The following is a 13487-nucleotide window of genomic DNA, read 5'->3' as shown; positions in this document are numbered from 1 at the left end:
TGGGTCTCCCGTTGGAACGCGGTCCTCTGTCGGCCGCGAGCCTAGTCGTACGGGAGGGCCGCGGGCCTCAGTCCGCGTCCTCGTACGCGTCGAGGAGCCCCAGTTCACCCACGAGCGGCGCCGCGCTCGCGGTCGCGCCGGCGCCCGCCCTGGCCACGCGCGCGCGGCGCGCGCCGTTCGCGCGGGGGAGGGCCGAACCGGTGAGGCCGTCGCACTGGCCGTTGACGAGCGCGGCGACCCCCTCGCGGCGCGGCGGTGCTCCCGTGACGAGGACCCACACCGTGACCTCGCCGGACGCGCTGTCGCGTACCCCCCACTCCTGGGCGAGTGCGCTGATGATGTTGAGTCCCCGGCCGCCGCGCGCGGTGACCGAGGGGGTGGAGGGAGCCGGGCGGGTGGGACCGCCGCCGTCCGTCACCTCGACGGTCAGGGCGCCGTGGGGGTCGACCCGCCAGGCGGCCCGGACGGCGCCTTCGCCGACCTCGGCGGCGTCCAGCGGCCTGCCGTGCCGGCAGGAGTTGCTGAGCAGTTCCGAAAGGATCAGCACGGCGTCGTCGATGACCGGCTCCGGGACGCCGCTGCGCCGCAGCTGCTCCCGCATGCGGTGCCTCGCCTCGCCCACGCCCGCAGGGCCATGGGGTACGGCCATGCTCGACGACGTCGGCACTTCCTGTGCCACCACCAACGCCACCCCCGAGACCTCCTTCGCCCCATGCCACGGTGTGAATGCCCTCCTGGCCTGGGCCGGAAACCGGCCAGTCCACCTACAGTGACGCATTCGACACAGCCCGCCACGGAGTGAACGCGCCGGAGCACTCCCCGTGACTACTGAGACGCACGGCCCAGCTGGGACAGAACCTGTTTAGGGCGGTTCGTGATGATGGCGTCCACTCCGAGGCGGATGCAGAGATCCACGTCCTCGGGCGTGTCGACCGTCCAGACGTGGACCTGGAGACCGGCCTCGTGGAGCCGCTCGACGTAGGCGGGGTGGCTCCGGATGATCCGGATCGAGGGACCGGCGATCCGGGCACCGGCCGGGAGGCGGCCCTCGCGCAGCCGGGGCGCGACGAACTGCGTGAGGTAGACGGTCGGGACGGTGGGCACGGCCGCCGCCACCCGGTGCAGCGACCGGGGAGAGAAGCTCATGATCCGTACGGCCGACTCGGCGGGGGTCGGCGGGTCCGCGAGGCCGAACCGGCGCAGCAGCCGGACCAGCCGCTCCTCGACCTGGCCCGCCCAGCGCGTGGGGTGCTTCGTCTCGATGGCGAGCTCGACGCGGCGGCCCGCGTCGGCGACGAGCTCCAGCAGCCGTTCCAGGGTGAGGACCGAGGTGTACTCCGGGTCGCTCCAGTCGGGGCTCTCGTGGCTGTCCTTCCGGGACCCGAAGTCGAGGGCGGCGAGGTCGGCCAGCTCCAGCGCCGAGACGGCGCCGCGCCCGTTGGAGGTGCGGTTCACGCGGCGGTCGTGCACGCAGACCAGATGGCCGTCCGCGGTGAGCCGCACATCGCACTCCAGGGCGTCCGCCCCGTCCTCGATCGCCTTCACGTACGCGGCGAGGGTGTGCTCCGGCGCGTCCTCGGAGGCGCCCCGGTGGGCGACGACTTGGATCGTGTGCTGGCGTGCGTGGGTCACTGCGTCATGGTGCCACCGTTCGCCCGGTGGGCGGAGCCCGGCCGGCGTGGTTCGGCCGCATCGAGGCATGTCCTTATTGTCGGAGATAAAGGAAGGGCGGCGGACGCACAGCTCCCGCTTACAGTGGCCTGACGAGCGGTAGGAAAAGCTGAGCGCGGAGACTGCACGGCGGGCTCGTGCCGATACGACGACGTGGATACCGAGGAGAACGAGCTGTGAGCACCGAGAACGAGGGCACCGCGGTTCCGTCCGCCCCCGACGCCCCGTCCGCGTCCGCTCCGGAGGGCACCCCGGCGAAGCCCACGGCGTCCACGCCCCCTGCCGGGGAAACGGGGCGGACGCCGGAGGGAGCACCGCACGGGGCGCGGGAGCAGGGACACGCCGCGCCCGCGCCGGGCGCCGCGCCCGCGCCGGAGCCCGTGTCCGCGCCGGCGCCGAACCCGGCGGAGGCGCCCAGGGCCGTACCCCCCATGGCGCCCCCGCCCCCGGCCGCACCGCCCGCCTACCCGGCGTACGGGGCGCCGGGCGACGCCCATGCCGCCCACGCCACCCAGGCGTACGCCCACGCCCCGGCGGGCGGCGGCCCCGGTGACGTGTGGGGCGCGCCCCCGGCCGCGCCCGTCGCGGCCCCGCCGTCGCCGCGCAAGCGCTCCGGCGGGCTCGTCGCGGCGGTCCTGGTCGCGGCCCTCGTGGCCGGGGGCGTCGGCGGCGGCATCGGGTACTGGGCGGCGGAGCGCAACGACAGCGCGAACACCTCGACGACGATCTCCGTCGGCGACACGCCCGCCGACTTCAAGCGTGACCCCGGCACGGTCGCGGCGGTCGCCTCCAAGGCCCTGCCGAGCGTCGTCACGATCGAGGCGAAGTCCGGCGGCTCGGACGGCGAGGGCGGCACGGGCACCGGCTTCGTGTACGACCGGGAGGGCCACATCCTCACCAACAACCACGTGGTGGCGTCGGCCGCCGAGAACGGCACGGTCACGGCGACCTTCTCGGACGGCAGGAAGTTCGACGCCGAGGTGGTCGGCCGGGCCCAGGGGTACGACGTGGCCGTACTGAAGCTCCGCAACGCCCCCTCGGGTCTGGCGCCCCTGCCGTTGGGCAACTCCGACAAGGTGGTCGTGGGCGACTCGACGATCGCGATCGGCGCCCCGTTCGGCCTGTCCAACACGGTGACGACCGGCATCATCAGCGCGAAGAACCGCCCGGTCGCGTCCAGCGACGGCTCGGGCGGCAAGAACTCGTACATGAGCGCCCTCCAGACGGACGCGTCGATCAACCCCGGCAACTCCGGCGGCCCCCTCCTGGACGGCCGGGGCGCGGTGATCGGCATCAACTCGGCGATCCAGTCCCCCGGTTCGGGCGGCCTCGGCCAGTCCCAGGCGGGGTCGGTGGGCCTCGGCTTCGCGATCCCGATCAACCAGGCGAAGAACGTCGCCGAGCAGCTCATCAAGACGGGCGAGCCGGTCTACCCGATGATCGGCGCGACGGTGAACATGTCGGAGGAGGGCGAAGGCGCCACGATCGTCGAGGAGGGTACGGGCGGCACGCCGTCGATCACCCCGAACGGGCCCGCGGCCAAGGCCGGCCTGCGCCCGGGCGACGTGATCACCCGCTTCGGCGACCGCATCATCGACAGCGGCCCGACGCTGATCAGCGAGATCTGGACCCACCAGCCCGGCGACACGGTGGCCCTGACGTACAAGCGCGGCACCCAGGAGAAGCAGGTCCAGGTCACCCTCGGCGAGCGCAAGGGCGACTGACCCCGCTCGGCCCGTCCCGCCCTGCGGGGCGGTGGATCCACCGGTCGCCTCGGGAGCCGCGGGTCGGTCCGCGGCTCCCGTCGCTTCCTGCGGATCGGTCCGCCGCTCCCGTCGCTTCCCGGGGGCGTGCCGGGCCTTCCCGCGGGCGCGCTGAGCCGGGCTCGTGACCGGTCGTGCCGGGGAGCCCGCGCTCGGTCCTCCAGGTTTCCCGCCGGTCCTCCGCCGGTCTTCCGCCGGTCTTCCGCCGGTCAGGAGCGCGCGCGGGCGGCCGGGTCGTTCAGGCAGAGCGCGATGTTCCGGACCGCGGCGGTGAGCTCCTCGATCACCCGGGCCGCCTGCTCCGCGTTGTGGAAGGCCGGGCGTTCGGCCAGGGACAGGCCCAGCTCCTCCGCCGCCCGGAGGGCCAGCCCGGCGCCCTCGGTGGAAGGGGCGTGGGCGGCGGGCGCCTCGGCCGCGGGAGCGGGCGTCGGCGTGGCGGGAGCGGCCGGTACGGCCGGGTCCGCCGCGGGCGCGCCGGGTGCCGCGGGGGGCGACTGGTGTGTTGCCTGGTGCCCCGGCTGCTGTGTCACCTGGTGTGCCGACTGGTGTGTCACCTGGTGCGTCGGCTGCTGCGCCGCCTGGTGTACCGGTTCGTGGGCCGCCGGGGCCGCCGGGGCCGCCGGGGCCGCTGGGGCCGACGGGTCGACCGGCAGCGTGCCGGTCATGTGGACGTGCGGGACCAGGTCCGGCGCGTTGCGGGTCCGGGGCAGCACGAAGTGCTCGAATTCCGGGAACGCCGGAGTGGCGGAGTGCGCGGAGGCACGCGGGTTGTACTCGGCCTGCCACTGCATGCGGTAGCAGTCGACCTGGTCGGCACAGGCGGTGCGGGCGTGGAAGACGGCCGTGTCCTCCCCCAGGTCCGGGTACCAGAGGTTCGGCCCGGGGAAGCGCACGGTCCGCATCCGCGGCCTGATCGGCTCGGCGCACCCCATGCAGCAGCCCTCCGGCACCATGAGCGGGATGCCGCCGTTCTGCTCCGGCCAGCGGGGGCCGCCCTCCCAGCGGTACTCCCCGTGGCGGCAGGGCGGCAGTTCGCCGCAGGCGCGGCAGACGGCGTAGTGCTCGGGGAGGACCTGCCAGTCGTGGCTGGCGGGGGCGCACCAGTGCTTCGGCGTGGAGCGGGGCAGGTTCTCGTTGCGCAGCACCAGGACCACCGGGCGCTTGTAGAACTCGGCCCGCTCGGGGGCCGGTTTGACGGCCTGGTTGTTGGCCCGGCGCAGTTCGTTGGCGTGCCACCACAACTCGACGTGTTCGCGCCACGCCTTCTCGTAGGAGTCCGGCCACCGGTCACCCACGTAGCCGTTGATCTCCAGGATCCGCCACGCCTGCCGGTCGAGTACCACGATGGAGCCGGCCCGCAGTCGCATGTGCGTTCCGTTGTCGCCCTCGTCCGGCCAGTCGTGCCGGCCGATACGGGTGGGCTGGTCTGGGAGCCACCTGCGAACCTGCATGTCATGCTCCTCGGCAACGAAACTTCATAGTTTCAACTGGGGCAGTTAGCAACATTCTGAACAATCGGGACGTTTACCTCGACGTAGACACGCGCACGCCGCTGATCGAAGACAACCGGAAACGTGCTCAGCGGTACCGGTCCTTTTCGGAAACCCCTTGATAGAGAGGCTTTTTCAGCCTCCGGCCCCTCTCCGGACCCAACTCGCCGCAGCCCCCGGGCCGGCGACTGCGTACCCCGGCGCCCGGACTCGACACTCACCCGCACGCGTGACGTCGCTCAAGAAGTGGCCACCCCGTACGTGTGCATCGTCCCGTGTGCCCGCCCCGGAACGTCGTCCGGCGGCACATCCGCGGGTCGAAGACGTGGTAGCGGGGGCGGGTGGCGGCGGATCCCCTCGGGCCACCACCCCACGACGCGGCCCGAGGCCGGTAGTCTGTACCCGCTCCGCCCAGGTGGGCCGGGGCGAGGGTGGGTTGCCCGAGCGGCCTAAGGGAACGGTCTTGAAAACCGTCGTGGCGCGAGCCACCGTGGGTTCAAATCCCACACCCACCGCAGCATCCCGGTGTCCGTGCCGGAGGTGAAGGGGCGCCCCGCTGCCGGGGCGCCCCTTCACGTGTCGGGCGGGTCGTGCCAGGGGTCGTCGCGCGCGGCCTCCGAAATCGCGAGGCCGCCGGTTCGAACCCGGTCGGTTCCGCCCCCGCCTCGGCAGGCCGGGAAAACCGGGGCGGGGGACGGCACGTCCCTGGTGGCGCGGGCGCGATGCCCCGTGGTGTGCGGCAGTTCTTCTTGGTTCGGGCTTCTGCGGGTGCGCTGTTGTGCCTTCGCCGCGGCGCTCGTCGGGGGCATCGGGGTGTCCGCCGTGCTGCCCGAAACGCCCGTCGCGCGGTACGACCTGGTGTTCGTGTACGGGGTCGTGCCGGCCGTCGTCGCCCGGCGGGTGGTGGGACACCGCGCGGGACACCGGGGTGATCGCCGCGTGCCACGTCGTCGGGTTGCTGTTCGTGTCCGTCAAGGTGCGGCTCGGCTCGTGGAGTTGTCCCGAGGAGGCGCTCATGAAGGTCGCCGCGGTCCCCTTGTACGGGCGCTTCCTGTGCGCGGCGGTCGGGAGCTGCGTGTGGCGGGCCTGGCACCTGTTCGACCTGCGCGTCTGTGGGTACCGGACGACCGCGACCGCCGTCCTCGCCGGCGCCGTGTACGTCAACTTCCTCACCCGCCACTGGCTCCCGGACCTCCGCTGGCCGCTCGCCGCCGGACTGCTTCTGGTGACCGCCGGGGCCCGGGTGTGGTTCACGGTGGGGGCGCGGCGGTACCGGATGCCGCTCGGGCTGTCGTTCATGCTGATCGGGTTCTCTCCGGGTCGCCGAGAGCGCCGCCGCGTACGTCGGAGCCTGGAGCCACCCGCACCAGGTGGACGGCTGGCGACCGGTCGCGTTGACCAAGTTCGGGGCCTGGGCGCTGCTGATCAGCGTGACTTTCGTCCTCGTCGAACGGTCCCGGAGGCGGCACGGGGACGGTCCCACGGCGGTGTGATCCATGGGGCCCGTGGTTTATCGAGTGACCGATCACGCTTCAGGGGGATTGGGTGGTCCAGCCCGGTTTGCCGGGGGGTCGGTGGGCAGTCTGGATCCGCGAGACGACGAGAACGCACCGCTTCAGGAGGCCCGCGTGGAACGTGTCCCCACCGCTCGCGCCCTCGGCACGGCCCTGCCTTCGGCGCCGAGACCGGCCGCGCGCGCGGCGCTGATCACCCGGCCCCCGCCAGGTGGACCGCGGCCCGAGGGGTGAGGGGACGACGGTGGGGTGGCGATCCGCGGCCCGCGCGCCGGTACGGAGGTATCGGGGTGCGGGCCGCGCGTCGTACCCGCCCCCCGGAACCCTGACCGGGTGGCCGTCCCCCTCCACCTACAGGAGGTGGGGTCCGCGCCGCCCCTACAACCTGAGGGGGACGCCGTTTCGGGACCTGGGGGCGATCCCCGCGCGGATGCCTGCTCCTAGCGTGGACGTATGACCGCGACTACTGGCCCCGTCTGTGCCGGAGCCTCCACGGCCGCCACCGCGTACCCGTCCTTCTCCTCGTACGTACGGGCCCGGGGGCCCCTCCTGCTGCGCACCGCCCGCTCGCTCACCGCGAACCCGAGCGACGCCGAGGACCTGCTGCAGACCGCCCTCACCAAGACGTACGTCGCCTGGGAGCGCATCGAGGACCACCGCGCCCTCGACGGTTACGTGCGCCGCGCCCTCGTCAACACGCGCACGTCGCAGTGGCGCAAGCGCAAGGTGGACGAGTTCGCGTGCGACGAACTGCCCGAGCCGTACGGCGTGCCGGAGCCCGACCCGGCCGAGCAGCAGGCCCTGCGCGACACGATGTGGCGTGCGGTCATGCGGCTCCCCGACCGGCAGCGCGCCATGGTCGTCCTCCGGTACTACGAGGACCTCAGCGAGGCGCAGACGGCAGCGGTGCTCGGGGTCTCCGTCGGTACGGTCAAAAGCGCCGTTTCCCGCGCACTCGGCAAACTGCGGGACGACCCGGAGCTGGCGCCGGTACGGTGACGCCGAGCGGCACGACGCGCACGAGCGGTCACCTGCGGGCCGGCGCGGTCCGGAACGGGTGCTCACGGGGGATGTTTCACGTGAAACCGCGTACCTCTGGGTAGTGACATACCGCTCGGTATGTGCGCAGAATCTGCACACCACACTGCCGCGTAGCGAGCGCCCATCGGGAGGACGCCGTGCTGAGCACCATGCAGGACGTACCGCTGACCGTCACCCGCATCCTTCACCACGGGATGACGATCCACGGGAAGTCGCAGATCACCACCTGGACCGGAGGGCCGGAGCCGCACCGCCGCAGCTTCGCCGAAGCCGGGACCCGGGCCACGCGGCTGGCCAACGCCCTGCGCGACGAACTCGGCGTCACCGGCGACGACCGGGTCGCGACGCTCATGTGGAACAACGCCGAGCACGTCGAGGCGTACCTGGCGATCCCCTCCATGGGCGCGGTCCTGCACACGCTCAACCTGCGCCTGCCGGCCGAGCAGCTGATCTGGATCGTCAACCACGCCGCCGACCGGGTCATCCTGGTCAACGGCTCCCTCCTCCCCCTCCTCGCGCCGCTCCTGCCGCACCTGCCGACGGTCGAGCACGTCGTCGTCTCCGGCCCCGGCGACCGCTCCGTCCTCGACGACGCCGCGCCGCGCGTCCACGACTACGAGGAGCTGATAGCGGGCCGTCCGGACACCTTCGACTGGCCCGAGCTGGACGAACGCCAGGCCGCGGCCATGTGCTACACCTCCGGCACCACCGGGGACCCGAAGGGCGTCGTCTACTCCCACCGCTCCATCTACCTGCACTCCATGCAGGTGAACATGTCCGAGTCCATGGGCCTCACCGACCGCGACACGACCCTCGTCGTCGTCCCGCAGTTCCACGTGAACGCCTGGGGCCTGCCGCACTCGACCTTCATGAGCGGCGTGAACATGCTGATGCCGGACCGCTTCCTCCAGCCCGCCCCGCTCGCCGAGATGATCGAGAAGGAGCGGCCGACGCACGCCGCCGCCGTCCCCACCATCTGGCAGGGCCTCCTCGCCGAGGTGACCGCCAACCCGCGCGACATCTCCTCCATGGCCAACGTCACCATCGGCGGCGCCGCCTGTCCGCCCTCCCTCATGGAGGCGTACGACAAGCTGGGCGTCCGCCTCTGCCACGCCTGGGGCATGACGGAGACGTCCCCGCTCGGCACCATGGCGTTCCCGCCGGCCGGCCTGTCCGACGAGGAGGAGTGGCCGTACCGCATCACGCAGGGCCGCTTCCCGGCCGGTGTCGAGGCGCGACTGATCGGCCCGGGCGGCGAGGTGCTGCCGTGGGACGGCGAGTCGGCCGGTGAGCTGGAGGTGCGCGGCCCGTGGATCGCGGGCGCGTACTACGGCGGCTCGGGGAGCGAGCCGCTGCGTCCCGAGGACAAGTTCAGCGCGGACGGCTGGCTGAAGACCGGCGACGTCGGCGTCATCAGCCCCGACGGGTACCTCACCCTCACGGACCGCGCGAAGGACGTCATCAAGTCGGGCGGCGAGTGGATCTCGTCGGTCGAGCTGGAGAACGCCCTGATGGGTCACCCGGACGTCGCCGAGGCCGCCGTCGTGGCCGTCCCGGACGACCGGTGGGGCGAGCGCCCGCTCGCGACGGTCGTCCTCAAGGAGGGCGCGACCATCGGCTACGAGGCGCTGCGCGCGTTCCTCGCGGAGTCGGGCATCGCCAGGTGGCAGCTGCCGGAGCGCTGGGCGGTCATCCCGGCCGTGCCGAAGACGAGCGTCGGCAAGTTCGACAAGAAGGTGATCCGCAAGCAGTACGCGGCCGGGGAGCTGGACGTCACCCAGCTCTGACCGCCGGCGCGGCGGACGGGCGAGGAGGAGGGGGTGGGCCCGGCCCGCCCCCTCCTCCGTCGCGTCAGTTGGTGCCGATCTTCGCGAGCAGGTCGACGATCCGCGACTGCACCTCGGGGTTGGTGGACCGCTCCGCCAGGAACAGCACCGTCTCGCCCGACGCCAGCCTCGGCAGGTCCGCCTCGTCGAGGCCCGCCGAGGTGTAGACGACGAGCGGCGTGCGGTTCAGGTGGCCGTTGGCGCGCAGCCAGTCGATGATCCCGGCCCGCCGGCGCCGTACCTGCATCAGGTCCATGACGACGAGGTTCGGCGGTAGCTGGGTGGCGAGGGCGACCGCCTCGCTGTCCACCGCCGCCCGCTGCACCCGCATGCCGCGCCGCTCCAGGGCGTCCGTCAGCGCGTGCGCGATCTCGTCGTGCTCCTCGATCAGCAGGACCCGTGACGGGTGCTGCTCGCTGTCGCGGGGCGCCAGCGCCTTGAGGAGTACGGCGGGGTCGGCGCCGTACGCGGCCTCGCGGGTCGCCTGGCCGAGCCCGGCCGCCAGCAGCACCGGCACCTCGGCGGCGACCGCCGCCTGGCGCAGCGACTGCAGGGCGGTGCGCGTGATGGGCCCGGTCAGCGGGTCCACGAACAGGGCCGCCGGGAACGCGGCGATCTGCGCGTCGACCTCCTCGCGGGAGTGCACGATCACCGGCCGGTAGCCGCGGTCGGTCAGCGCCTGCTGCGTGGCGACGTCCGGCGCGGGCCAGACGAGGAGGCGCCGGGGGTTGTCCAGCGGCTCGGGCGGCAGTTCGTCGTCGACGGGCTGCGGCTGCGGCTCGTTGGTGACCTCGACGGCGCCGCCCGGTCCGTCCAGCGGCTCGGGTCCCTCGTCCGCGCCCTCGTCCGGCGCCCCTATCTCGTAGGCACGGCCCTCGGAGACGGGGGTGGTGAGGCGCTGGTGGGCGGGGGGCGCGGCGGCGTGCGGAACCGGCGCGGGGGCGCCGGCCGGGGGCGCCGCGGGCGCTGCGGCGGTCGCGTCGGGCGCGGGCTGCGGATCGATCTCCGGGGGCGTGGCCAGTTTGCGGCGGCGCCCGGAGCCGGTACCGGTGCCCTGGGCGGGCGTCTGGTGCTGGACCGCGGGGGTCTGCTGCGCGAACGGCACGCCCTGGCCGAGGGTCCGGACGCTGAACGCCCGGCCCTGCGTGGACCCGGTCGCCTCGGCGGGGGAGCCGTCGGGCGCGCCGGCGGCGGGGCCCGGCACGGGACCGGGCGCGGACACGGCGCGGCGCCGACCGGTGGGCACGGCGGTGGCGCCGGGTGCGGGTACGGCGGCGCCGGGCTGGGGCGCGTCGGTGGCGGCCGGGGCACCGGGGGGTACGGGGGTGCCCGACGGGGACGGGGCGCCAGGGGGGACAGGGGTGGTGGGAGCGCCGGGGGAGACCGGCGGCACAGGGGCGCCGTCGGGCGCGGCGGCATCAGGGGGCACGGGCGTACCGGGGACACCTGGCGGCACGGGAGCACCAGCGGTACCGGGCGGTACGGCCGCACCGGGAACCGCTCGGGCACCCGGCACACCCGGTGGTACGGCGGCACCCGGCGGTACCGGCGCGCCCGGCGGCACCGGGAGGGGATGGGGCTGCGGCGGGGTGTGGTCGGCGTCCGGCACCCTGCGTACGGCGTCGTGGCGACTGTCCTCGGCCGGTGCGGCCGGTGCGGCCGGCGCGACTGGTGCCGCCGGCGCGACCGGCTGCGTCCGCGCCGCCGGGGCCGGCTCGCCCGGCTGCGCGATCCGGCCCGGCTGCGCGGCCTGCGCCGGCTGACCGGCCTGACCGGTCGGGGCGGGAGCGGGAGCAGGTCGGGCCCGGTCCGCCTCCGCCGGGGGAAGGGCGAAGGCCGCCCGCCCAGCGTCCTCGGCGGGCGCCCCGGAGCGGCCCTGACCCACCGCGAGGACCCGGCGCGCACGGCGCCCCGCGGGCACGGGCGCCTGCGCGGGCACCGGCGCGGGCGGCAGCGCCGGTACGGCGTCACCCGCCGGGGCGACGCCCTGCGGCGGGACGGTGTCCCCGAGCGCCATCGGACGGGCCTGCGCCGACTCGGCGGCCGTCACGACGGAGCCCTCAGCCGGTACGGCCTCGGCCGGGCTGGGGCGCCCTCGACGGCGCCCGGTCGGTTCGGTTCCCCCGGAACCCTGCGCGGGTACGAGCCGCTGCCCCCCCGTCGCGTCCCCGGAGGACCCGGCGGCGCGGCGCCGACCGGTCGGCGGGGCCGCCACGGGGTCCTCGGCGCGTACCGGGCTGTCGAGGAACGCGTCCGTCGAGGCGCGCCGGGCCCGCCGCCGACCACCGCCCGCCGCGGTGTCCCCGGAGCCCGCGACGACACCCGGACCCGAACCGCGGTCCGGACCGGACTGCTGCGCGGGCAGCGCCACGGCCACGATCCCCGCACCACCCGCGGAGCCCTCGGTTCCGGCACCGCTCCCGGCCACCGGACCGGCACCGCTCCCGGTCCCCGTGCCGGCGGCGGCCTCGTCGCGCCCTTCGGGGGCGGCCGGCGCGTCGGCGCCCCTCCCCGCGCCCAGCGGCACCTCCAGCACGTACGCGCTGCCGCTCGTACCGGGCACGTCGTGCGTCTGGAGGACACCGCCGTGCGCGCGCACGATCCCGCGCACGATCGGCTCGTGCACCGGGTCGCCGCCCGCGTACGGCCCGCGTACCTCGATCCGCACGACCTCACCGCGCTGCGCCGCGGCCACCACGATCGTCGACCCGGCGTAGCCGCCGTCCGCAGGGACGCGCGCCTTGCCCGTGGAGTCGACCCCCGCGACATCGGCCACCAGGTGCGCGAGGGCGGTCGCCAGGCGCACGCCGTCGACCTCCGCCTCGATCGGCGGCGCGTGCACCGCGAACTGCACCCGGCCCGGCCCGATCAGCTCGACCGCGCCGTCGATGCCGCCGGCCACGACCGCGTCGAGCAGCACCGGCTCCTTGCGCAGCTCCTCCTCGCCCACATCCAGCCGCTGGAAGCCGAGGACGTTGTCGACGAGGGTCGTCATCCGGGCGTACCCGGCGGCCAGGTGGTGGAGGATCTGGTTGGCCTCGGGCCACAGCTGCCCGGCGGGGTCCGCGGCGAGCGTGCCCAGCTCGCGGCGCAGCTCCTCCAGCGGCCCGCGCAGCGACCCGCCCAGGACGGCGGTCAACTGGGCGTGCCGTCCGGCGAGCGACTCGTACCGCTTCCCGGCGCCGGCGAGCCGCTCCTCGTACGCGGCGATCTCGGCGTCGTGCTTCTCGGCCAGCTCGGCGGTCTCCGCGGCGTGCTTCTCCGTGAGCGCGGCGATCCGAGCGGCGTGCTCCTCGGCGAGCTGCTCGTACGGCCGCCGGTCCGCGAACGTCATGACGGCGCCGACGAGCTGGTCCCCGTCCCGCACGGGAGCGGTCGTCAGGTCCACCGGTACGGCGGAACCGTCCTTCGCCCAGACGACCTGCCCCCGGACGCGGTGCTTCCGCCCCGAGCGCAGCGTGTCGGCGAGCGGCGACTCGTCGTACGGGAAGGGCTCGCCGTCCGCGCGCGAGTGCAGCATCAGCGGGTGGAGCTCCTTGCCGCCCAGGTCGCTGGCCCGCCAGCCCAGGATCTGGGCGGCGGCGGGGTTGACCAGGACGATGCGCCCGTCCGTGTCCGTGCCGACGACGCCCTCGGAGGCGGCGCGCAGGATCATCTCGGTCTGGCGCTGCGAGCGGGCCAGCTCGGCCTCGGTGTCGATGGTCCCGGAGAGGTCGCGGACGACGATCATCAGCAGTTCGTCGCCGCTGTACGAGCTGGGGCCGTACGAGGCGTACGCCTCGCGGCCGTCCTCCAGGCCGGCGCTGGTGACCTCGACGGGGAACTCGCTCCCGTCCGTCCGCCGGGCCACCATGCGGTTCGGCTTCGTCCGGCCCAGCGGGCCCACGGCCTCGGGGCGCCGCATGGAGCCGGGGATGAGGCGCGAGTCGAACGAGGGCAGCAGGTCCAGCAGGCCGCGCCCCACCAGCGCCGTGCCGGGCGTCTCGAACATTTCGAGCGCGACGGTGTTGGCGTTGACGACCGTGCCGTTGGTGTTGACGAGGACGAGCCCGTCAGGCAGGGCGTCGAGTATGGCTGCGAGGCGAGCAGCGCCTCGGGATGGCCTGCTGCTCACGACGACGCTTCCTCCCACTGACCTACTGCCGCTTACGGGAGGGAGTCTAAGGGCTGGGGGTGTACGCG

8 protein-coding genes, 1 tRNA gene and 1 pseudogene are annotated in these 13487 nt (G+C 74.4%); 6 read left to right on the top strand and 4 right to left on the bottom strand.

What is annotated here, in order from left to right:
• Nucleotides 1-67 precede the first annotated feature (67 nt).
• A complete protein-coding gene (locus tag RND61_RS07045; RefSeq protein WP_315876915.1) occupies nucleotides 68-778 on the bottom strand; it encodes an ATP-binding protein in 711 nt (236 codons plus the stop codon).
• A 47-nt stretch (nucleotides 779-825) separates the two neighbouring features.
• Complete coding sequence (locus RND61_RS07040) at nucleotides 826-1632, bottom strand: glycerophosphodiester phosphodiesterase (protein WP_315876914.1); 807 nt, start codon at nucleotides 1630-1632, stop codon at nucleotides 826-828.
• Nucleotides 1633-1847: 215 nt separating this feature from the next.
• On the opposite strand from RND61_RS07040, the gene RND61_RS07035 reads away from it, so the two are divergent.
• Nucleotides 1848-3395, top strand: a complete 1548-nt coding sequence (locus RND61_RS07035) for a S1C family serine protease (RefSeq protein ID WP_315876913.1) — start codon at nucleotides 1848-1850, stop codon at nucleotides 3393-3395.
• Between the two features lie 248 nt (nucleotides 3396-3643).
• Here the strand turns inward: RND61_RS07035 and RND61_RS07030 are convergent, their stop codons facing one another.
• Nucleotides 3644-4885 carry a hypothetical protein gene (locus RND61_RS07030; protein ID WP_315876912.1) on the bottom strand — a complete coding sequence of 414 codons (1242 nt, stop codon included), beginning with the start codon at nucleotides 4883-4885 and terminating at the stop codon, nucleotides 3644-3646.
• A 469-nt stretch (nucleotides 4886-5354) separates the two neighbouring features.
• On the opposite strand from RND61_RS07030, the gene RND61_RS07025 reads away from it, so the two are divergent.
• The 5 genes and pseudogenes from RND61_RS07025 (at nucleotide 5355) to RND61_RS07010 (ending at nucleotide 9266) form a co-directional block, all read left to right on the top strand.
• A tRNA-Ser gene (locus RND61_RS07025) sits at nucleotides 5355-5439 on the top strand.
• A gap of 263 nt (nucleotides 5440-5702) precedes the next feature.
• Nucleotides 5703-6176 (top strand): annotated as a pseudogene (locus RND61_RS32635) (DUF817 family protein); the annotation flags it as partial.
• 118 nt (nucleotides 6177-6294) lie between these two features.
• Entirely contained in the window at nucleotides 6295-6417 is a 123-nt protein-coding gene (locus RND61_RS32630) for a hypothetical protein (RefSeq protein WP_391652997.1), read from the top strand.
• Between the two features lie 474 nt (nucleotides 6418-6891).
• Nucleotides 6892-7437 (top strand): SigE family RNA polymerase sigma factor, encoded by a 546-nt coding sequence (locus RND61_RS07015; RefSeq protein WP_315876910.1) that lies wholly within the window; start codon nucleotides 6892-6894, stop codon nucleotides 7435-7437.
• 179 nt (nucleotides 7438-7616) lie between these two features.
• Complete coding sequence (locus RND61_RS07010) at nucleotides 7617-9266, top strand: long-chain fatty acid--CoA ligase (RefSeq protein WP_315876909.1); 1650 nt, start codon at nucleotides 7617-7619, stop codon at nucleotides 9264-9266.
• A gap of 64 nt (nucleotides 9267-9330) precedes the next feature.
• On the opposite strand, the gene RND61_RS07005 is transcribed toward RND61_RS07010, so the two are convergent.
• Nucleotides 9331-13419, bottom strand: coding sequence for a response regulator (locus RND61_RS07005; RefSeq protein ID WP_315876908.1), 4089 nt, complete (start codon nucleotides 13417-13419; stop codon nucleotides 9331-9333).
• Between the last annotated feature and the right edge of the window lie 68 nt (nucleotides 13420-13487).

Source organism: Streptomyces tamarix (assembly GCF_032423885.1).
GTDB classification, from domain to species: domain Bacteria; phylum Actinomycetota; class Actinomycetes; order Streptomycetales; family Streptomycetaceae; genus Streptomyces; species Streptomyces tamarix.
The sequence above is the reverse complement of the archived record's forward strand: the minus strand, read 5'-3'. Positions and strand labels throughout refer to the sequence as shown.

What these genes read in the sequence shown, in the direction of transcription:
- RND61_RS07045 (WP_315876915.1), bottom strand. Translation starts at nt 778, where the DNA reads ATGCGTCACTGTAGGTGGACTGGCCGGTTTCCGGCCCAGGCCAGGAGG.
- RND61_RS07030 (WP_315876912.1), bottom strand. Translation starts at nt 4,885, where the DNA reads ATGCAGGTTCGCAGGTGGCTCCCAGACCAGCCCACCCGTATCGGCCGG.
- RND61_RS07015 (WP_315876910.1), top strand. Translation starts at nt 6,892, where the DNA reads ATGACCGCGACTACTGGCCCCGTCTGTGCCGGAGCCTCCACGGCCGCC.